15 protein-coding genes are annotated in these 20,785 nt (G+C 44.2%); 6 read left to right on the top strand and 9 right to left on the bottom strand.

Annotated elements, in window-relative coordinates; all coding sequences use genetic code 11:
* Positions 1 to 26: 26 nt before the first annotated feature.
* The gene (locus HQR03_RS02980; protein WP_101211858.1) at positions 27 to 1,604 is read right to left on the bottom strand and encodes a YifB family Mg chelatase-like AAA ATPase; all 1,578 of its coding nucleotides are present in this window, start codon (positions 1,602 to 1,604) and stop codon (positions 27 to 29) included.
* A 493-nt stretch (positions 1,605 to 2,097) separates the two neighbouring features.
* Between HQR03_RS02980 and HQR03_RS02975 the strand changes: the two genes are divergently transcribed.
* The 3 genes from HQR03_RS02975 to hemN all read left to right on the top strand — a co-directional run bounded on the left by HQR03_RS02975 (position 2,098) and on the right by hemN (position 7,562).
* Positions 2,098 to 4,611, top strand: a complete 2,514-nt coding sequence (locus HQR03_RS02975; protein WP_173239076.1) for a penicillin acylase family protein — start codon at positions 2,098 to 2,100, stop codon at positions 4,609 to 4,611.
* Between the two features lie 309 nt (positions 4,612 to 4,920).
* The gene (locus HQR03_RS02970) at positions 4,921 to 5,865 is read left to right on the top strand and encodes an arylamine N-acetyltransferase family protein (RefSeq protein ID WP_173239075.1); all 945 of its coding nucleotides are present in this window, start codon (positions 4,921 to 4,923) and stop codon (positions 5,863 to 5,865) included.
* 155 nt (positions 5,866 to 6,020) lie between these two features.
* The gene (hemN, locus tag HQR03_RS02965; RefSeq protein WP_173239074.1) at positions 6,021 to 7,562 is read left to right on the top strand and encodes an oxygen-independent coproporphyrinogen III oxidase; all 1,542 of its coding nucleotides are present in this window, start codon (positions 6,021 to 6,023) and stop codon (positions 7,560 to 7,562) included.
* A gap of 128 nt (positions 7,563 to 7,690) precedes the next feature.
* Here hemN and HQR03_RS02960 read toward each other — a convergent pair whose 3' ends face one another.
* The 5 genes from HQR03_RS02960 to HQR03_RS02940 form a co-directional block, all read right to left on the bottom strand.
* Positions 7,691 to 9,067 (bottom strand): esterase-like activity of phytase family protein, encoded by a 1,377-nt coding sequence (locus tag HQR03_RS02960; protein ID WP_173239073.1) that lies wholly within the window; start codon positions 9,065 to 9,067, stop codon positions 7,691 to 7,693.
* 191 nt (positions 9,068 to 9,258) lie between these two features.
* Positions 9,259 to 10,119, bottom strand: a complete 861-nt coding sequence (locus tag HQR03_RS02955) for an SPFH domain-containing protein (RefSeq protein WP_025651960.1) — start codon at positions 10,117 to 10,119, stop codon at positions 9,259 to 9,261.
* 38 nt (positions 10,120 to 10,157) lie between these two features.
* Positions 10,158 to 10,649 (bottom strand): NfeD family protein, encoded by a 492-nt coding sequence (locus tag HQR03_RS02950; protein WP_051395162.1) that lies wholly within the window; start codon positions 10,647 to 10,649, stop codon positions 10,158 to 10,160.
* Between the two features lie 197 nt (positions 10,650 to 10,846).
* Complete coding sequence (locus tag HQR03_RS02945) at positions 10,847 to 11,398, bottom strand: porin family protein (protein WP_102083169.1); 552 nt, start codon at positions 11,396 to 11,398, stop codon at positions 10,847 to 10,849.
* 218 nt (positions 11,399 to 11,616) lie between these two features.
* A complete protein-coding gene (locus HQR03_RS02940) occupies positions 11,617 to 12,156 on the bottom strand; it encodes a porin family protein (protein WP_173239072.1) in 540 nt (179 codons plus the stop codon).
* Positions 12,157 to 12,447: 291 nt separating this feature from the next.
* On the opposite strand from HQR03_RS02940, the gene HQR03_RS02935 reads away from it, so the two are divergent.
* Positions 12,448 to 13,698 (top strand): 8-amino-7-oxononanoate synthase, encoded by a 1,251-nt coding sequence (locus HQR03_RS02935; RefSeq protein WP_173239071.1) that lies wholly within the window; start codon positions 12,448 to 12,450, stop codon positions 13,696 to 13,698.
* Between the two features lie 74 nt (positions 13,699 to 13,772).
* Positions 13,773 to 14,582, top strand: coding sequence for a methyltransferase domain-containing protein (locus HQR03_RS02930; protein ID WP_173239070.1), 810 nt, complete (start codon positions 13,773 to 13,775; stop codon positions 14,580 to 14,582).
* Positions 14,583 to 14,734: 152 nt separating this feature from the next.
* Here HQR03_RS02930 and dnaK read toward each other — a convergent pair whose 3' ends face one another.
* Together dnaK and grpE are read right to left on the bottom strand one after the other, a co-directional pair.
* The gene (dnaK, locus tag HQR03_RS02925) at positions 14,735 to 16,678 is read right to left on the bottom strand and encodes a molecular chaperone DnaK (protein WP_173239069.1); all 1,944 of its coding nucleotides are present in this window, start codon (positions 16,676 to 16,678) and stop codon (positions 14,735 to 14,737) included.
* Positions 16,679 to 16,953: 275 nt separating this feature from the next.
* Positions 16,954 to 17,559, bottom strand: coding sequence for a nucleotide exchange factor GrpE (gene grpE, locus HQR03_RS02920; RefSeq protein ID WP_025651967.1), 606 nt, complete (start codon positions 17,557 to 17,559; stop codon positions 16,954 to 16,956).
* Between the two features lie 703 nt (positions 17,560 to 18,262).
* Here grpE and HQR03_RS02915 point away from each other — a divergent pair.
* Positions 18,263 to 19,558, top strand: coding sequence for an alpha/beta hydrolase (locus HQR03_RS02915; protein WP_173239068.1), 1,296 nt, complete (start codon positions 18,263 to 18,265; stop codon positions 19,556 to 19,558).
* On the opposite strand, the gene HQR03_RS02910 is transcribed toward HQR03_RS02915, so the two are convergent.
* Positions 19,523 to 20,545, bottom strand: a complete 1,023-nt coding sequence (locus HQR03_RS02910) for a metallophosphoesterase (RefSeq protein ID WP_244951961.1) — start codon at positions 20,543 to 20,545, stop codon at positions 19,523 to 19,525. The genes HQR03_RS02915 and HQR03_RS02910 overlap by 36 nt on opposite strands.
* Positions 20,546 to 20,785 lie beyond the last annotated feature (240 nt).

Here is a 20,785-nt window from a genome sequence, read left to right as displayed (position 1 = left end):
TGATAAATTACTGAACATCACGCCAGCTACTTACTACGATAGCTCAATGCTTCAGACACATGTGCGCTAGTGATATCGGTACTGTCAGCGAGGTCTGCGATGGTACGAGCAACGCGCAAAACTCGATGATAACCACGAGCAGATAAATTCAAGCGTTGCTGAGCCAACTGCAATAACTGCTGCTCGCCCTCTCCTAGTTGAATATATTGATCAATCTCGCTAGGACTTAGCTCATTATTGACCTTTTTTTGCCGCTTTAATTGATGTTTGTGGGCGGCAGCGACCCGAATTCGCACTTGCTCGGAGGTTTCACCCGCTTGAGCATTTTGCAAGTCGGCGATAGGTAGCGCCGGCACAGTAATATGCAAATCAATGCGATCGAGTAATGGGCCTGATAGCTTATCTTGATAGCGCTTAATCTGCTCGGGACGACAACGACATCTTGCTGAGCCGTCACCATCATAGCCACATGGGCACGGGTTCATCGCTGCCACCAATTGAAAGTTGGCTGGAAAGGTCATCTGCGAGTTGGCACGACTGATGGTAATTTGCTTCGCCTCTAATGGTTGGCGCAGCACCTCCAACACAGTACGATCAAACTCCGGTAATTCGTCAAGGAATAACACGCCTTTATTGGCAAGGGTAATCTCACCCGGTTTGGGACGTGAGCCACCACCGACCAAAGCCACGGCTGATATGGTGTGATGAACTTGGCGAAATGGCCTTGTCCCATAATCATAATCACTGTCTGCGACCGAATAGGTGCTAGCAACTTCTAACGCATCCTCAGCACTCAAATCTGGCAAAATAGTCGGTAGCCGCGAGGCCATCAACGTCTTACCTGAACCGGGAGGGCCTGTAAACAACAGCGAATGTCCACCAGCAGCGGCAATCTCTAAGGCTCGCCTCGCATGATGTTGGCCTTTGACATCAGCCAAGTCCACTTTATAACCCGTGTGTTTTTCTATCGCAGCTGGCGGTACAATCGCTAAGCGCTCATAAGTAGCATTTGGATTGGTCAAAGATTGCAGATGATCGCAAACGGCTTTTAGACTATCCGCTGCCAATATCTCTACACCCTCGACACGGCTAGCTTCAGCACCATTATCGAGCGGCACGATTAACTGCGGCGTTTGTGGTTCTTTATCCTGCTCCGTCAATTCTGATTCATCATTATCTGCTGTCTGTAATACTTTGGACGCCAACACTTCCGCCTTTATGGCTCTAGCAACGGCCAAGCTGCCAGTGACTTGCCGCAAATTTCCATTTAATGCAAGCTCACCGATAAACTCAAACCCTGCTAGTACCTCTGGATCCAACTGATCGCTGGCTGCCAAGATGCCAATAGCAATAGGCAAATCCAGCCGTGCGCCATCTTTTGGCAGGTCTGCTGGTGCTAGATTAATCGTCAGGCGACGATTGGGAAACTGAAATCCAGAATTAAGAATCGCTGAGCGCACTCTATCTTTACTCTCGCGCACAGCAGCTTCTGGCAGACCGACGATGGTCAATGCGGGCAAGCCTTGTGACAAATGCACCTCAATAATGACTTTTGGCGCATGCAAACCGACGACTGAACGGGTATAGACTTGGGCAAACGACATCAGCGTTTCCTGATACAGGGAGCTATTGATAATAGAGCATTATTTATCAACGCGCAAATGTCGTGTTTTTTATCATTCGAATGGCTTGATTGCTGCTAAACGTCTATTTTCTAGTACGCATCCTAGACCGTGCCCTCATTTTAAAAATAGTGATAAAAAGGAGGTAAATTACAGTCAAACAAGGAAAACAGCGCAGATAATATCGAGATATTAGCCAACTACTTCACGCCCTCATCTTTTAATAAATGTTACCTATTAAGTTTTTAATGATTAACACCATGATTTGAAAGAATAAAATAATTATTAACTTTTATTTTTGTCTGACAAATAATTTTGTTAACTGACTAGCAAAGTATTTTCTTTTGGGTATATGATTAGTGAGTATTTGTACACTAAAAGCAACAATAGCAATTTATTGAGCGTTTAAAGCAGGCTAGATAAATGGATTATCAGCGCCTTAAATCGTAAAAACTAACCATGGATGGTGAAAACAATGAATATATTGGTCAGAAATCAGCGAGCGCCCACGCTCACGCTACTCACAATGGCCGTGTCCTTAGCGTTATTCGGCTGCTCGGATAATGACAATAGCTTTAACGATGACGATATCGATACCCCTGCCGCGACATATGAGGCCGATATTCAGCGTACCCAGTTTGGTATCCCCCATATTACTGCCAAGGATTATAAGGGGCTGGGTTATGGTGTCGGCTATGCTTTCGCTGAAGATAATATCTGCTCGCTCGCACACGAAATCGTAGTGGCCAGTGGTCAGAGCATGCTGTATCTGGGTGATGAAGGCAATATGGCCAGCGATGTATTTTATACCTGGTATAACTCTCCAGAGAGGCGCAGCAGTTTTTTAGCGGCGCAAGATCCAGAAGTTATCGATGCTGTAACAGGCTATGCGGCAGGTTATAGTCGCTATCTGCGTGATACAGGCGTTGACAATATTGATCCCGATTGTGCTGGTGTCGAGTGGGTACGCGAAATCGATATCAATGATCTGCTCACACTTTATGGCAAAGCCAATCTACGCGGTGGGCTTTCTAACTTCGTCGGCGCGATTGTGGCCGCGACACCGCCGGTAGAAAATAGCGTAATGGGCAGCTCTAGAATGCGTAGCGCTAACATAGATCCAGTCGTAGAATCCGCGCCAAAATTCGATATGACGACGATTAATGTGATGGATGGTGGTAGTAATGCTTATGCCTTTGGTAGCGAGGTCACCGGCACTGACAGTGGTGTAATGTATGGCAATCCTCATGAGCCATGGGAAGGCGTTCAGCGGTTTTATGAGTTTCATTTAACAATGCCAGGCAAGCTTGACGTGATGGGGGTCGGTCAGCAAGGTCAACCCTTCCCTAATATTGGTTTTAATAAGGACGTCGCGTGGAGCCATACCGTCTCTACCGCCAAACGCTTCACCCTTTACCAGCTCAATCTGGTGGCTGGTGATCCGATGAAGTATATCTATAAAAACAGTGATGGTGCCCTTGAGCAGCGTGATATTGAAGCCGTTGATGTGACCATCCAGCTCCCTGATGATCAGACCCTAGTCCGACCCATATACTTATCACAATATGGACCTATGCTAGCGGCCAATACCCTTAGTGATCTTTTGCCAACGTGGGGCGCTAACAATCTGGCTTATACGATTCGCGATGCCGCTTCAGAAAATCCACGTGCGTTAAATCAATGGCGCAGTATGAACCAAGCCACTAGTGTAGAAGATCTGGTCGATAGAATGCAGGACACCCTTGGTCTTGGGTTCGTCAATACCATCGCGACTGACCGTTACGGCAAGGCGCTCTATGCTGATATCTCAACCGTGCCGCATGTGACTAAAGAGCAGCTAGAAGCCTGTAGTGCCAATGCAGGGCCTTTCCTTGGGGCTTTGGTCGCAGCAGACTTGCCAGCACTAAACGGTAGCGATGCTGCCTGCGAATGGGGCACTGATGCGGACTCGCCACAAGCGGGTATTTTTGGTCGCTCAAACTTGCCATTTTTGATTCGTGATGACTATGTCGAAAACTCAAATGACAGCTACTGGTTGAGCAATCCTGAGGAGCCATTGACCGGATTCTCGCCATTATTACGTCGGCGTTTAGTACCTTTCTTAGGGCCTAATCCCGTCAATGGCGTTCCCCTACTGATGCGTACTCGCATGGGACTTACTCAAATATTGGATCGACTAAGCAATAAAGACGAGCTTGGCGGCAATACTTTTAATCTAGAAAATATGCAAGAAGTCGTCTATGGCAACCGTAGCTACGTGGCGGAGCTGGTACTTGATGATGTATTGGCTGATTGTAATGACAACGCTATGTTACCGCTATCCACTGGCGGCAGTATCGATGCCACGCAAGCCTGTACGGTTTTAAGCAACTGGGACCGCCGTGACAACCTTGATAGCAAAGGTGCACACGTCTTTAGAGAGTTTTGGAACAATGTCAACTTCACCGAAACCACTGACACCGCATTTGAGGTCAAATTCGACGTCAACGACCCCGTCAATACGCCACGCGATCTCATCATTAACGAAAATACGCGTACCGCCCTAGGTGATTCGATTGCTTACTTTACTAGCAAAAACATAGCCCTCGATGCAAGTTTGGCTGATTTGCAGTACGTGATTGATGCCGGTAAGAGTAACGAGAAAATCGCTATGCATGGCGGACTTGGTCGTGAAGGGGCTTTCAATGTCGCACAGTCTCGAGGTAGAGAAATCATTAGAAATGGCGTTAAGACGACAACCACAACAAACAGTGACGGTACTTACGGCCCCATTATTAATGGCCCCACCTATATGCAGACAGTGACCTTTGATGACAAAGGACCGATCGTAGAAGCGTTATTAGCGTACTCACAATCAGCAGATAGCACGCGGCCTTATCACCGTGATCAGACGCGTCGCTACTCTGCCAAAGATTGGATTCGTGTCCCCTTTAGTGCTGGCGAGATATCCGCGCAAGCAGTTGGTGATAAGATTGAATTAAGAGAATAATCTGAGGATCATTTGCAGTAACTATCGGTAAACGTATACACAAGACCTCAGATAAATTCTGGGGTTTTTTGCTAATATTATTCGGGGGTATGTTTTCAGTTCAATCTATAATCATCTAAATATATAGTCAAAACATCCTAAAAACGCGACGGTATTGCTGATATCAATTTTTTGTAGCCTCTGTCTACACAGGCACAGCAAGCAAGAAAAATGGATGTCAGCAGTGCCTGATGTATCGATATTACTTTTCATTCACTGTAGCCATCTAAATGAAGATATGCCCTAAAAGAAACTACGCTAGGATTATTTATGACCAATATTAATTACAGCCATTATCTGCAACAACTTGGGTTTACAGCATCAGAGATTGATCAGCCAATCATACCCGACTTAGAACACCTAAAACGCCTACAGCTTACGCATTTAACCCAGTTTCCGTTTCAAAGTTTAACCACCCTTGTAGACCGACCCGTTGATTTAGAAGACCGCTCAATCTATGACAAGCTCATTGAGCGCCGTGCTGGCGGATACTGTTATGAGCTTAATGGCTTATTTTTGGCGCTGCTGCGCCACTTGGGTTATGAGGCGAGAATCATTACTGGGGTAGTGACCATCAACAATCAGCTTGAGAGGCACAATGCTCGCACGCACATGGCCATTATGGTGAGCATCAATGGCCAAAACTATTTGGTTGATGTGGGTTATGGTGGCCTAGTGCCCAGCGCGCCGTTGCTGTTCACTTATAACCAAGAAGACACTAATCAAAAAAATAACGACAGTCAAAATGCTTCGCAGATACAAACCACACCGCATGGTCGTTATAAAATCATCAAAGACAACAGTTTTGAAAATCAAATCGAAAATCCCATATTGCCACATGCCCAAGTAAACTATGAACGCTACCTCTTATGTTGTGAGGTTAAGTCAGAATGGCAGATGCTCTACGTCTTTGACTTATTACCACAAATTAAAATAGATATGGTGGTCGGCAGTTGGTATATCTCCACTTACCCTAACTCCCCTTTTAAACGCAGACTTATGGCTTCAAGGCTTGATAATGACGGCGTAAGGCATACTCTATTGAACCATAAATATCAGCGACATCAAGTGGGCAAACCCAGTAAAAGTAGCATTTTGACAAGCGTAGACGAAGTATTAATGCAGCTAAAACAGGTATTTTTGATAGATATCGCTGACGAGTTAACAGCCAGTGAGCGGCAGAAACTAACGGTCTTTTTAGAAAACAATGAATAGACAACAACGAAATCTTAAGAAGATTAACAAGGGTCAAACACCCTACTGTTCACAAGGATTTGCTATACTAGCGTCTATCTATTTAGACATAAATATGGCTGTGCACTTTGTGATAAATAAACAGCAATATATATGGTCAACACGAGGAATGCCGCATGACAGAATATACCGAACCAAACACTGAGCAACCTTATAATCGTGCCGGAGAGCAGCCGACGACCACACGCCCTGTTATGCAGCCAGACAACCCTTATGCCAGTACGCGCGGCAGTATTATGACCAAGCAGCTACCTGCATTTGATGAAGCGATTATTAATAAATACAATCGTTCAGGGCCTCGTTACACCTCTTATCCGACTGCTTTAGAGTTCTCCCCAATCCCTAATGACTTAGAAATAAAAATTCTGCAGAATCGTGAAGCGCGCGCGCCATTATCGCTCTATTTTCATATTCCATTCTGTCGCCATCTTTGCTATTACTGTGCTTGCAATAAAATTATCACTAAAAAAAACAGCGACTCCGGCGATTATCTGCAATATCTCATCGCGGAAATTAAGCACAAACGGCGCTTATTGACCACGCCAGAGGGCAGCAGTAAACTACTCGTTAAGCAGCTGCACTTAGGTGGTGGCACGCCGACATTTTTACGTGATGAAGAGATGAGTCAACTGTGGGCGTTTTTGCAGACCCAATTTGAATTCTTACCTGAAGATGAAGGCGACTATTCTATTGAAATTGACCCGCGCGAGCTGGGTGATGACACCTTAAAAACGCTACGCAATCTTGGTTTTAATCGCATCAGCTTAGGGGTGCAAGACTTGGACGAAACGGTACAAATCGCGGTCAATCGCGTGCATTCGGCAGAAATGATCGAAAATGTGCTCACTGAAGCGCGCGAGCTTGGTTTTCATTCTATCAATGTGGATCTGATTTATGGCCTACCGCATCAAACGCCAACGACTCTAGACAAGACCGTACGCCGTGTTATCGAGATGGCACCCGATCGTTTATCGGTATTTAATTACGCTCATTTACCTGAGCGCTTTAAATCGCAACGCCAAATTAAAGAGGCGGATTTACCGACGCCAGCTGCCAAGCTTACCATGCTCGGTAACACCATCAATACCTTGAGCGAAGCGGGTTATCAATATATCGGTATAGATCACTTTGCCAAGCCTGATGATGAGCTGGCTATCGCCCAGCGCGAAGGCAAATTGCACCGTAATTTTCAGGGCTATACCATCATGGGCGATTGCGATTTATTAGGCTTTGGGGTGTCGTCAATCAGCCAAATCTCTAATGCCAATAGCAGCTATATTTTGCAAAACCATACGGATTTGCAGGTATATAAAGAAAATATCGATGCCGCGCGTGATAATCCAGCGATAATGCCAGCGGTCAATGTCATTAAAACCTCGATTAAAGATCGTCTGCGTGAATACGTGATTATGAATTTACTCTGTCATGACTATATCGACTTTAGAGACGTTAATCAGAAATTCGGTATCGATGCCATTACTTATTTTATCGATGAAATTCAGCAATTGGGCGAGATGCAAGAGGACCGCTTGATTGACATGGATGCCGCTGGTATTCGCGTCCTGCCAAAAGGTCGTCTATTAGGGCGTAATGTCGCCATGGTGTTCGATGAATACCTTGAGAAAAAACATAAAAACCGCTTCTCTAAAGTAATTTAAAACTTTTTAATCCACCCTTTATAATAAAAAAAAACTTCGCTAATGCGAGGTCTTTTTTATGGTTTGCGATAAATGCGTCTTCTTTATAGTAAATCAGTTAATGGTAAATCAATTGATGATAAATAAACCTACTCTGACGGCATGACAATATATAAGCGGTTGGCATCTTCAAGGGTTTTTTCTTTATCGAGATACTTTTGCTCGACACTACTTTTTGAATTGACTATCTCTGTATCTGTCATTGCAAAATCATCATCATTGAGTAGACCCAGTGAACCATCTTGCCGTAACCATAAGCCCTCAAGCTTATCATGCGGATAATCTAAGCTCGCCAGCACATCGACGACCAAGGTTTTTTTAACGGGCTGAATACTTATATCCTCAAGCATCTGCCAGTTTTTTTCGTCTGTAGCTATATGCTGCTCAAGCGTTTGTCCATTGATAGTCAAGCCAAGATTGTCTTCTCGTTTAATACTTTCGGTGTTTAAAACACCTTCAATATCGGTTGCCTGCAAAATATCTATTTTATAAATGAGTTTTTGTGCCGACTCATCTTGTAGCGGGAACTTGCGGTCATGTTCAATGAGATAAAACTCATGGTTATTAATCGCAACAATGCCTGACGTCACATGTTTTGGACTATCTAGACGATATAAATACTGCGCTATTTGCCCTAAGTTTAGGTTAATCGTAACTAGACGTACCAAACTAGACAGTCGCCCTGACTCATCAGGATTGTCCATCGATGACTCCATGATACCGACAAGCGTGGTTTGGTCGGGGGTGATGGTTAGCGCTTCCATGCCGCGATTGGCACGGCGTTTGGTAAATTCCGTCGATAACAAAATCGGCTTTCCATTGATAATTACATTATTACGCTCATCATTGGCAAAGGCGTTGATACGGGCTGTCTCTACGCCATCCGCGTCATAATGCACAAGATGTGGACCATATTCATCACTGATCCAAAAACTGCCGTCTGTTAGCGCCGCCAGTCCTTCAGGGTCTAAACCGTTGATGTCAGTTTTAATCGGATTGGTCACTGCATCAAAAGGCAATTGTGGATTGACCGTCATCGGTTGACCATTGATATCATAAGGTACTTCATTGGTGCCGCCAAAAGCCTTTGGGTTTGGCAGTCCCGAGATAGGATTGCCACTTCTATCTTTTAGAATTATTTCTTTTACTTTGATAATTTTGCCATCAGCTTGGAGCTCAAACAGTCCAATAGACGGCGTATAATTTGGCACTAAAAACTGCTTACCTTTACCAGCAATCCCGTCAAAGTCGGCATTAGGACCGCGATCGGTAAGGACATAAAACTGATTACCATTGGTTGGGTGAGCCGCTGCATCCGAGCCATAGCCACCACCACGAATCTCTAGTTTTTGCTCAGGATAGGCGGCATTGATATGGGTCGCATCAAGTAGGCTATAGGGTAATGGGCTACCTTGAGGAAAGTCTTTTATAGCCATTATTTCAATATTTAAATCTTGCTCAGTCATTATTATTTTCCTTATTGATTTGCATAGGCGTATTTTTATTATTGGACAAAAAAATATTGGACAAAAAACAGCACCCGCTAAAAACCCACTGAGAGGATTATGTATAAATTAAAGTTAAAAAAATAGCCAGCACGTAAAACGCTCACCGACCATTTTTATATCATACTTACCTAAGCTTAAAACATGCTTAGTTAAACCTTCAGCTTATCGCCGACCATCCCTTTCACCGTACTGAGGATATCAGCCGGTAATACCACCATTTTTGCATTGTCAGATTCAGCTAACTGACGAATCGACTTGATATATTGCTCACCGAGTAAATAGACAATTGGCATCTCTTCTGTGCCCATTGCTGCAGTAATCAAACGAATCGACTCCTCTGATCCTTTTGCCAGTACTACCTGCGCTTCAGCATCACGGCGTGAGGCTTCTAGGCGACCGTCTGCCTCTAGGATAGCGGCTTGCTTTTGACCATCAGCACGGGTCACTGTCGCACGACGTAGGCGCTCTGCCGCCGCTTGCTCTTCCATTGACGCTTGCATGGTTTGCGATGGGTTAATATCTTGAATCTCTACGGTTTTTAGGGTGATACCCCAATCTGCAATATCTTCTGAGATGGCATGCTTTAGCTTGGTTTTGATTTCATCACGGCTAGATAATGCACTATCCAAATCCATCTCACCGATGATGGAACGCAAAGACGTCTGCACCAAATTACGAATACCATATTCATAATCTTCGATACCATATACCGCTTTATCAGGGCGCACGATATTAATATAAGCGACAGCGTTCGCGATAATAACCACGTTATCACGGGTAATCACTTCTTGTGAGGGAATGTCGAGCACGATGTCTTTGGTGGTCACTTTATAAGCGACATCATCAACGTAAGGAATAATGAGGTTTAGCCCAGGTTCTAGCGTTTGACTATATTTACCGAGGCGCTGCACGACCCACTTATAACCCTGCGGTACGATCCGCACGCCTTTAAATACGGTAAACATCACCAGCGCGATCAAAACGATCATGACAATACTGAAACTTTCCATATTCCACCTCTATCATTATATTTGCTTAATTATTATATTTACATACTCTTAGGTATCGCTGCCTGCGACTTCATACTACTGACAACCAATTCATTACCAACGATATCGGTCACGATTACCCGATCACCGACGGCCACTTGTTCTCCTTGCGTGCGGCACATCCATTCAGCGGCCCCAACGATAGGCACACTAAACCGTACCATGCCCGCTCTCTCAGGCTGCGGTGGCACGATAATCATACCGGTCTCACCGATAATAACGCTGCCACCCAATCCCGCTTTGGTACGATCCACTGACAGAGGTTTAATAAATTTAAACCATGCCAATAAAAACACCGCAGAAAGTATCAGCCAAATCACAATCTGGATAGTTAACGAAATGGGTAATAGCCACGACAGTGCTGCGACAATGATGGCAGCAGCGCCAAACCAAAGGCTGGCAAATGTCGGAACGAACATCTCAACAATCAGCAGCACAAAACCCAATACCAGCCAATGCCACGGTTCAATCATCCAGAGAGTCTCCATCATTGATATATTCCCTGTCTTTGTCATTCTAGCTTTCAATGTAGCACATTTCTAGCGTGATAATGCCTTAAAAATCATTAATATACTGCTACCGCTTCCCTGAGTAGAAACAAAAGCTCAATAAGTGCTCATGAAAGCCTGAAACAAAAAAAACGACCACTTAAAGTGATCGTTTTTTAGTCATCCACACAAATTAAAGCTTAGAATTTGTAATGTGCACCAAGAGTTAATAGCGTAAGGTCTTCAGCAACATAGTCATATTCAGCTTCAACACTCATATTAGGATTGAAGTTATAACCCAAGCCAATACCGCCAGCTACACCACTGTCGCTATCGCTGTCACTTCCAGAGTTTCCAAGAAAGTCCTCAGCAGAAACTTCAATCTCAGCTTTAGCAAAGCCTAGTTTACCTTTTGCATATAAGCCAGTATTTGGGAATGCATAACGGTAAGTACCATAAGCACCATAAGTTTTTAGATCAAATTCAGCGTCAATGCCACTGTTACCTGTATCAACATCAGCGTCATTAGAACCTATATACTCAATCTCAGCACCAAAGTTAGGATCGAAGTTATAACCAGCATAAACGCCATATGCGGTTGGATCATCTAAATCATCAGCATCTACCATGAATTGACCAGCTTTAATACCAACGTATGATTGGCCAGCACCATAAGAGATGGCTGCTTGTGCGCTCATGGTCATTACTGAGCCAGCGATTACTGCGATTAAAGCTTTTTGTAGATTTTTCATACACTTTTCTCAACTTTGGATTCAATAAACAAATAGTTTGTTTAATATCAAATGATACTCAACTATTTTCTACTTGTTATTAGTAGTGGAGGTATCATACCAACTTATTTACCAAAGTAAACATGTGTTGCAAAAATATTTTACAGGCATAAAAAAACGACCATATAAAATGGTCGTTTCTTCGTTTTCGACTATAGGTATAAATACGCTATATTATCTTAGAACTTTAAGTTAGCGCCTACAGTAAGCAGCTTAGTATCTGCATCACTATCCATCATGGCATATTCTGTTTCAACATTGAAGTTAGGATTCACCGCATAGCCAAGACCGATGCCACCAGCAATACCAGTATCACTCACTGAATCACTGCTACCGTCGTTAAAATCAGCTTCTAGCTCTGTTTTAGCGATACCAAGCTTACCTTTGGCATACAGTGCAGTATTTGGGAACGTGTAACGATAAGTACCGTACGCACCATAAGTTTTCGTATCATAATCGCCAGCATTATTGTCTAGATCAGCATCATCTGAACCAACATATTCAACTTCCATACCAAAATTAGGATCGAAGTTATAACCAGCATACATACCATACGCAGTTGGATCGTCGCCGCTTACATCATTATCGAACTGACCAATCTTAGCACCAACATACGGTTGACCTGTATAGCCATTACCATAGTTAACGGCAGCTTGTGCACTGACAGTCAGTAAAGAACCAGTTGCTAGTGCAAGTAGAGTTTTTTGTAGAGTTTTCATAATTAGCTCCTTTAAAGAAATTTGGACAAACAAGTTATTTATTTATATTGGCCTTATGGCCCTATCGCCTTGTCTGCTAACGATGAATACATAGTAACAAACTATTTCAGACACTCTGTCAGTGTTTAATGGTACGAAAGTTAAGATTTGAAAGTGTTTATCAGTGTGTGGGTTACAAAGGCTTAGATATGAAACTTTTTGTTACAAGTAGCCAATTTGTGCAATACTTCCTACTCATCAAGCACTCTATTCATGCCAAAAAGCCAAAAATAAAAGAAGGAATATTTCAATATGGCAAGTTCTATAGTGGCGCAGCTGCACGAATCATTGATCCATTTGAAGTCCCAGCAGCAATATCGTTGTTTGCCAAGCCTAGAACATCAAGGGCGCTATGTCGTCAGCCAAGGCAAGACACTGCTGAATATTGCCAGTAACGACTACTTAGGCTTGGGTGGTGATACTGAGCTGCAAACTGAGTTCCTTGAGCAGATACAACAGTTACCAGTGGTGAAGCGACCTAAGATGAGTGCGACTTCCTCGCGGCTGCTCACAGGCAACGATACCCAGCTGCAAGCACTGGAATGCGAGCTGCAGGAATGGCATCAAGCCGCTGCATGCAGACAGGATATATCTGCCTCAGAACCAGAATCATACTCAAAGTCGGTATTGGTATTTAACAGTGGTTATCATGCCAATATTGGCATTTTGCCAGCTCTAACGACGTTACCAGTCAAGACGCTGATTTTGGCTGACAAACTGGTCCATGCCAGTATTATCGATGGCATGCGTCTGAGCCAAAGCAAGCTGGTCACCTATCGTCGCTATCGTCACAATGACTATGAGCATCTGGCTACATTTATCGACCAAGCAGATCCAAGTGTTGAGCGTATTATTGTGGTCACTGAGAGTGTCTTTAGTATGGATGGTGACCGCGCTGACTTACAGCAATTGGTACAACTAAAAGCCGCAGACAGCCGCATTGAGTTGTATGTCGATGAGGCACATGCCATTGGTGTCTTAGGAGATACCGGATTGGGGCTCGCAGAAGAAACACAGACGTTGGCGGATATTGATTATTTGGTCGGTACCTTTGGTAAAGCGTTTGCGTCAGTTGGCGCTTATATCATGTGCGATGACATCGTCAAGCAATGGCTCATTAACACCATGCGTCCGCTGATTTTTAGCACCGCCCTACCGCCCATCAATCACGCCTGGACGCGCTTTATTTTAGCAAAAATGCCAAACCTCATTGACCAACGTGCCCACTTGGCTCAGATCTCTATAAAACTCAGTCAAGCCATCGCCCAACGACATCAGGAATCACCGAAGACTCAACATACCAGCTACGACTCTCCCATTATCCCCTATATATTGGGCGATAATGGACGTACCATTGCCAAAGCGCAACAATTACAAGCAGCAGGGTTTTACGCCCTCCCTATTAGACCGCCCACCGTTCCTGCAAACACTGCGCGTATTCGCTTGGTCATGAATGCCAAACTAACCAACGAAGACTGTGAGCAGTTGATAGAACAATTATAAATCTATTGTCTAACAACAGCGACGTCAGTCCTGCTATCGATTGATAATTGGCTCACTTGGATATAACAGACTCTATGCAAATACTCGCCACCGCTGATAATTTCAGCGCTAGAAAACAAACCATCGCTCGCCACTTTGCCAGTGCCCGCGACTATGACCAGCATGCCCATATTCAGCAGCAAACCTGTCACTACTTATTAGCCAACATTGCTTATATGCAGCAAGATAGTGTCTTAGAAGTGGGAGCAGGCAGCGGTCAAATGACACGCCTACTAGCAGCCCATATACACAGCCAGCGTTGGCTGATCAATGAGCTGTGCACTGAACAAACTACTATCTTGCAATCGATTTTACCAACAGCTGAAATCATGATTGGTGATGCTGAGACCATGGAGCTAGAAGGAAAGCATAGCTTGATAATCAGTGCCAATGCAGTGCAGTGGTTTGATGAGCCTTTAAGTTTCGTCACGCAATCCGCGTTACGCTTACAGGCGGGCGGTCAACTGCTATTTAATACCTTTACCCCCAATAACTTTTTGCAAATAAAGACACTGACTGGTCAAGGGCTGTACTACCCCGACAGCACTGAGTGGCAATTGGCACTGGTCAATGCAGGTTTTGAAAATATCGAACTAGCGACTCAGCGCATTGATTTACCTTTTGCTAATCCCTACGCTGTCTTAAAACATATGAAGCTAACAGGTGTGTCGACCAGCCAGACACAAGTACAATCAAACAGTACCCAGCCCTTTATGTGGACAAAGGCGGGTCTGCAACAATTTGAGTCAGAGTATTGGCAGCATTTTTCTGCACAAAACGAAGATGGCCAGCCTTGTGTTAATTTGACTTATGAAGTACTGACCGTGAATGCTTTTAAACCCTGAATAAGAAAAATGGATATCAGCAGTGCGTGATGGTTCGATATTACTTTTCACTGACTATACCTAATAATATTACTAACAGAATGATAGCCATAAAAAAACGCACCCCGAAGGATGCGTTTTTTTTAACTTAACTACTTACTAGTTCAGCAGTATTACTTCTTATCTTCGTCTACTTCAGTAAACTCAGCATCGACTACGTCATCATCAGCTTGGCTGCTATCTGCTGCACCCTCAGCACCTTGTTGGAACTGGCTTGGATCCATACCTTCTGCACCAGCGCCCGCATCAGCATAAATCTTCTGGCTGACTGGCAAGAAAGCATTGTCTAATGCTTCAAGCTTGGCTTTGATGTCATCATGATCGTCTTCTTTCGCCGCTGCTTCAAGCTCAGTGATAGCCGTTTCTACTGTTGATTTTTCTTCATCAGACACTTTATCTGCGGCTTCTTTCAGTGCTTTTTGTACTGCATGAATACGGCCATCTGCTTCGTTACGAACTTGCGCAAGATTAGCAAATTTCTCATCTTCAGCAGCATTGGCTTCAGCATCACGAACCATTTGTTCAACTTCTTCGTCCGACAAACCAGAATCCGCTTTAATTTGGATGCTCTGTGCTTTACCAGTACCTTTGTCCGTTGCTGAGATGTTCATGATACCGTCAGCGTTGATATCAAACGTTACTTCGATCTGTGGCAGACCACGTGGTGCTGGTGGAATATCTGTCAAGTCAAAACGACCAAGCTGTTTGTTTTGGTTAGCGATTTTGCGCTCACCTTGATACACCTGAATCGTTACTGCTGGCTGGTTGTCTTCGGCAGTTGAGAATACCTGTGATTTCTTAGTAGGAATCATAGTGTTTTTCTCGATAACTGGCGTCATTACACCACCCATCGTTTCGATACCAAGGGTCAATGGCGTCACATCAAGTAGCAATACGTCAGTTTTATCACCAGATAATACCGCGCCTTGAATGGCTGCACCAGCTGCTACCGCTTCATCAGGGTTTACATCTTTACGTGGCTCTTGACCGAAGAATTCTTGTACTTTTTGCTGTACTAGTGGCATACGAGTCTGACCACCAACTAGGATAACGTCATCGATATCACCAATTTTTAGACCAGCATCTTCAAGAGCAATTTTACAAGGGCCCATAGTACGCTGTACTAGTTCTTCCGTTAAGCTTTCTAGTTTTGAGCGGCTGATCGTAACAACCAAATGCTTAGGACCACTGCTATCAGCAGTAATATAAGGCAAGTTCACTTCAGTGCTTTGAGCACTTGATAGCTCAATTTTTGCTTTTTCTGCTGCTTCTTTTAGACGCTGCATCGCAAGAGAGTCACCTTTTAGGTTAACGTCTTGGTCTTTTTTGAACTCGTCTACTAAGTAATCAATCAATGCTGAGTCAAAGTCTTCACCACCAAGGAATGTATCACCGTTGGTTGCTAGTACTTCAAACTGCTGCTCGCCATCGACATCAGCGATTTCGATGATTGATACGTCAAAAGTACCACCACCTAAGTCATATACAGCAACCGTACTGTCGCCTTGCTTTTTGTCCATGCCATAAGCAAGGGCCGCTGCTGTTGGCTCGTTGATGATACGTTTTACATCAAGACCAGCGATTTTACCCGCATCTTTAGTTGCTTGACGCTGTGAATCATTGAAGTAAGCAGGTACCGTTACTACCGCTTCAGTCACGCTTTCACCAAGATAATCTTCTGCTGTTTTTTTCATTTTTTTCAAGATTTCAGCAGAAACCTGTGGTGGCGCTAGTTTTTTGCCGTTGACTTCTACCCATGCATCACCGTTGTCTGCTTTGGCGATTTTGTAAGGCACCATGCCGATGTCTTTTTGCACGACTTTGTCATCAAAACGACGACCAATCAGACGCTTAATCGCAAACAAAGTATTGTTTGGGTTGGTGACGGCTTGACGCTTGGCTGACTGACCAACGAGAATTTCGTCATCCTTATAGGCGACGATCGATGGTGTAGTACGAGTACCTTCAGCATTTTCGATGACTTTAACCTTGTCACCTTCCATCACTGCCACACATGAGTTGGTTGTACCTAAATCAATACCAATTACTTTACCCATAATCAATTGCTCCTAATTTGTTTTTAAATATAAATGTTTGTATTGCTGACCGTATGGGTTGCCTGCACTTATTCAGCCATGCTGTATGAACCATACGGAACTTTACATATCAAACCTTTGCATATCAGACCATAGTCGGTCACTTGTTGCTTTATATCGGTTTGACCGTACATTTTTTCAAGTCAATAACCACGCAAACACAGTCTTTTGTGTGATTTTTTGTCAAAACCCTTAATTTAAGTAAGGTTTAACCATTTAAAATCAAGTGTTAAGTCCTATTGACCGACACGAACCATCGCAGGACGCAAGAGGCGGCCATTCAAGCTATAACCTTTTTGCAGTACTGTACCGACGGTATCCGCTTCAGCGTCTGGGTCGATGCCTACCGCTTCATGAAAATCAGCGTTGAACTTTTCACCTTGTGGTTCAACCACTTCTACGCCGTTTTTATTCAAGACAGCGACCAATGCTTTGTGAGTCAGTTGCACCCCTTCGGCGACTGGATCATTTGCATTCGCACTTTCGATAGCACGCTCTAAGTTATCAACGATTTCTAACAACTCTTTGGCAAATTTTTGTAAGGCGAATTTTTTACTTTTATCCGCTTCTTGTTCCATACGTTTTTGCGCATTATAGGCTTCAGCATTGGCACGGGCGGTACCTTCTTTGGCCTGCTTAACCTCGCCTTCTAACTCAGCGATACGCGCTTTAAAGGTGTCGATATCGATGTCATTTTCGATCGTCTCATTGGCATCAGCGTCTGAGTTGTTTTTTGGATCAAATTCTTTCATGGTTTCTTCTAAAATACTCTCAGCATGCTCAATATTGTCATGCGACACATTGTGCTCAGGGGATTCGTGATTGTTATTCTGCTCGCTCATGGTAGCTCCTTAGGATTATTAATAATAAAGGTTGGTTTTAAGGCACGATAAACTGACCAAACACTGGTCATTGTGCTGTTATTAATGGCCTAACTGTTTTCGTTCATTCTTTTTGTAAATGCGCTTCAATAGCTGCTTGATAAAGGTGATGAGCATAAATTTCAAGCCTAACCTAAGGAATTTTTTGTTTTAGCAGGATAAATCATTGCAAGGCGTAGGGATTATCGTCACTAACACTATAAAAAGCACTCAACGTTAAGATAAATGACGGGTACAAATGATGATGTTTTTGTCACCGAGCCACGCTTAACTTTATGGTGACCAGCTTTTAAGATAGATTGGAATGTAGGGTCTGTTGAACACTCAAATGTGGCACTGGCAGTGGCTATTTTTTAGACAATACGCAGTGAAATTTTTGACGCCTAGTCATTCCAGGTTAGATAATTTCGCCATGTATTGGCAAAAAATAGCCCTGCCCCAAAGGGCTGATGCTAAAACCACCCCAAACGTTGTTGTAAACCTAGCTAAGGTCTCGACATTCTCGTCGGTTTACGCCTAGTTTGATGCGATTTTAGCGATCAGCAGTCCTAATATTTGAATGTTCAACAGACCCTCATATAAATCTTATGATTAACTGCTATATTAATCGTTCACTTATAAAGCCTACTAATTTTGTTTAAACATTCATCAGAAAAGAGGGTTTATGCCTATTTTACCAGTGCCATCGCTCAATGCTTTATTGACAAAAACAATCAAGACCATCAAAACTGGGGCCGCTAAAAATGCGCACCAGCATCATGTTTTGCACCATACGCTAAAAGGGCTGGATAATTTGCCAACGCCGCTACTCGAACGAGTTAATCACCAATTAAAAGCGTCTACAGCGGAGCAATATCCCCTCGCTGACGCCCATCTGCGCCTGATACTTGCGGTCAGTAATAAGCTCAAGCGCCCATTAGCACTGGATAAGCTACCCAACCTACGGCAGAAATTTGGTACAGATGCGGTGTCGTTGCAAGCGCCTAGCGTTTGGCAACAAAATGCGAATGTCTCAGGAAATTCAGAGAACGCCGTCAGCTGGCAAGATAGAACCATTGCCAACGCTGACGGTGGTGACATGACCGTGCGCTGCTACCAGCAGACGAAGCAGAATAATGAGGGAAAAAGTGCGGATGAAGTCGCCATGCTGTTTTTTCATGGCGGCGGATTTTGTATTGGTGATATCGACACGCACCATGAGTTTTGTCATACGGTCTGCGCCCAAAATGGCTGGGCAGTCGTGAGCGTCGACTACCGCATGGCACCTGAATATCCAGCGCCAACAGCCCTTAAAGACTGTCTGTCGGCGTATGCTTGGTTGGCTAAACATTCTCAGTCACTTGGTGCATTGCCATCGCGCATCGTATTGTCTGGTGATAGTGCGGGTGGTTGCTTGGCAGCACTGGTGGCGCAGCAGGTTATTAAGCCTATCGATGCACTATGGCAAGATAATAATCAAACTGCTGAGACTGATAAAAAAACCAATGATACTTTTAAAAATTCACTGGCTGATTTGCCGCGACCTTTAGCCCAATTACCGCTATATCCGGTCACTGATTATGAGGCTGAATATCCGAGCTGGAAGCTTTATGGTGAAGGCTTGCTGCTCGATCACAACGATGCAAACGTCTTTAATACTGCCTACACTCAGCATAGTGGTCTAGCGCAGTCTCACCCGCTTATCTCAGTCATGCACGGTGACAATGCGCACCTGTGTCCCAGCTATGTCGTCGTTGCGGAATTAGATATCTTGCGAGATGAAGGGCTGGCTTATGCTGAGCTTTTGCAAAAAGAAGGCGTTAAGGTAGAAACTTATACAGTGCTAGGCGCACCGCATGGTTTTATTAACTTGATGAGTGTCCATCAAGGTCTTGGCAATCAGACAAGCTATATTATCAAGGCGTTTGCTTGTTTTGTGCAAGACCTACTGACCAGTGAGGGTGATGAGCCAAATCTCTGAGCGCGAGCCCAGTCGAAACGGAATGCCCCAAAAGCCGTAACCAGATGACACCACAAAGTGACTGTCATTGATAACCTCATAGCCATAACCCAAGCGGTTGATGGCACTGACAATGAAGTTGGCGGGGAATATCTGACCGTTATGGGTATGCCCAGAGAGCTGCAAATCAATCGGCATTTGGCTGTGCTCAGCAATATCACTTGGTCTGTGGTCTAACAATATCAGCGGCTCAGCGCTATTGACCTGCGCCAGTAGCTCAGTCGTCGGGACGCGCTGACGCTTATGATTGTCGAAGCGTCCCATCAACCAAAACGCTTGCCCTTGGTGCGTGAGGCGTATGACTTCGTCATTTAACAACTGCACGCCAGCAGCACGCAACGCTTGGACAATTGGCTGCTCGTGCCCGTACAAATCATGATTGCCTAAAGTTGCATAGACCCCATACGGCAGGCTTTTGCATAACTCAGCCAAGTTTTCTGCCATTTTATATGTGGTAAATGCCTGTATATTGTCATCCATGATATCGCCTGGCATCAGCAATATGTCTGCTTTATGCTGCACAATAAGACGATGCAGCCTATCTATTGCGCCAATCCCAAACAATCTCCCGATATGCAAATCGCTAGCGACCGCAATACGTAGCGGCTTGGCCAAAGGCTTATCAATATCAATAGATAACTCACGCACCACAGGCGCATAAGCGCTGTATAGAGCATAAACAAATAACCCGATAAATACTGCCAATGCCAATATGCGCAACCCAAAATCGACGGTAGCCGATGTAGCCAGCACATCACCGGTTAGCAATGTGATTAGCCAATAGCCACCATAAAATAGGCTGGTAACTAAAGCCGTCAATAGCATAAAGTGCATGGCCAACATCCAACCACTGATCCAGCGATAGCTATTGGCAAATGCTCTATTGACACTGAGTAGCAGCAAAGCATTAGTAATAACAAATATGATGACCCATACCGAAGTTTGCAAACCTGCTGTCTGCCAAGGTTGTAACCACCATTACACGCTTAGAGCAGCGCCGACACTAAAGAGCTGCAATAGCGCAAAAATGGTAATGAAAAATGCGTAGCGCATGAAGAATCCCTGAGTATGACGGCGTCAATGCAGTATGTTTTTAGCTAACCAGACAAGCAAAGTAGCTATTAACCAGCCTAGCAGCAAATAAAAGCCTCTACCATTTAGATATGGTAGAGGCTTTATCATAAGGGC

Source organism: Psychrobacter okhotskensis (genome assembly GCF_013248965.1).
GTDB lineage: Bacteria > Pseudomonadota > Gammaproteobacteria > Pseudomonadales > Moraxellaceae > Psychrobacter > Psychrobacter okhotskensis.
This window is presented reverse-complemented; position numbering and strand designations above follow the sequence as displayed.

Excerpts from the sequence above, each read along its gene's own strand:
- HQR03_RS02980 (WP_101211858.1), bottom strand. The coding sequence starts at position 1,604 with ATGTCGTTTGCCCAAGTCTATACCCGTTCAGTCGTCGGTTTGCATGCG.
- HQR03_RS02975 (WP_173239076.1), top strand. The coding sequence starts at position 2,098 with ATGAATATATTGGTCAGAAATCAGCGAGCGCCCACGCTCACGCTACTC.
- HQR03_RS02970 (WP_173239075.1), top strand. The coding sequence starts at position 4,921 with ATGACCAATATTAATTACAGCCATTATCTGCAACAACTTGGGTTTACA.
- hemN (WP_173239074.1), top strand. The coding sequence starts at position 6,021 with ATGACAGAATATACCGAACCAAACACTGAGCAACCTTATAATCGTGCC.
- HQR03_RS02960 (WP_173239073.1), bottom strand. The coding sequence starts at position 9,067 with ATGACTGAGCAAGATTTAAATATTGAAATAATGGCTATAAAAGACTTT.
- HQR03_RS02955 (WP_025651960.1), bottom strand. The coding sequence starts at position 10,119 with ATGGAAAGTTTCAGTATTGTCATGATCGTTTTGATCGCGCTGGTGATG.
- HQR03_RS02950 (WP_051395162.1), bottom strand. The coding sequence starts at position 10,649 with ATGATGGAGACTCTCTGGATGATTGAACCGTGGCATTGGCTGGTATTG.
- HQR03_RS02945 (WP_102083169.1), bottom strand. The coding sequence starts at position 11,398 with ATGAAAAATCTACAAAAAGCTTTAATCGCAGTAATCGCTGGCTCAGTA.
- HQR03_RS02940 (WP_173239072.1), bottom strand. The coding sequence starts at position 12,156 with ATGAAAACTCTACAAAAAACTCTACTTGCACTAGCAACTGGTTCTTTA.
- HQR03_RS02935 (WP_173239071.1), top strand. The coding sequence starts at position 12,448 with ATGGCAAGTTCTATAGTGGCGCAGCTGCACGAATCATTGATCCATTTG.
- HQR03_RS02930 (WP_173239070.1), top strand. The coding sequence starts at position 13,773 with ATGCAAATACTCGCCACCGCTGATAATTTCAGCGCTAGAAAACAAACC.
- dnaK (WP_173239069.1), bottom strand. The coding sequence starts at position 16,678 with ATGGGTAAAGTAATTGGTATTGATTTAGGTACAACCAACTCATGTGTG.
- grpE (WP_025651967.1), bottom strand. The coding sequence starts at position 17,559 with ATGAGCGAGCAGAATAACAATCACGAATCCCCTGAGCACAATGTGTCG.
- HQR03_RS02915 (WP_173239068.1), top strand. The coding sequence starts at position 18,263 with ATGCCTATTTTACCAGTGCCATCGCTCAATGCTTTATTGACAAAAACA.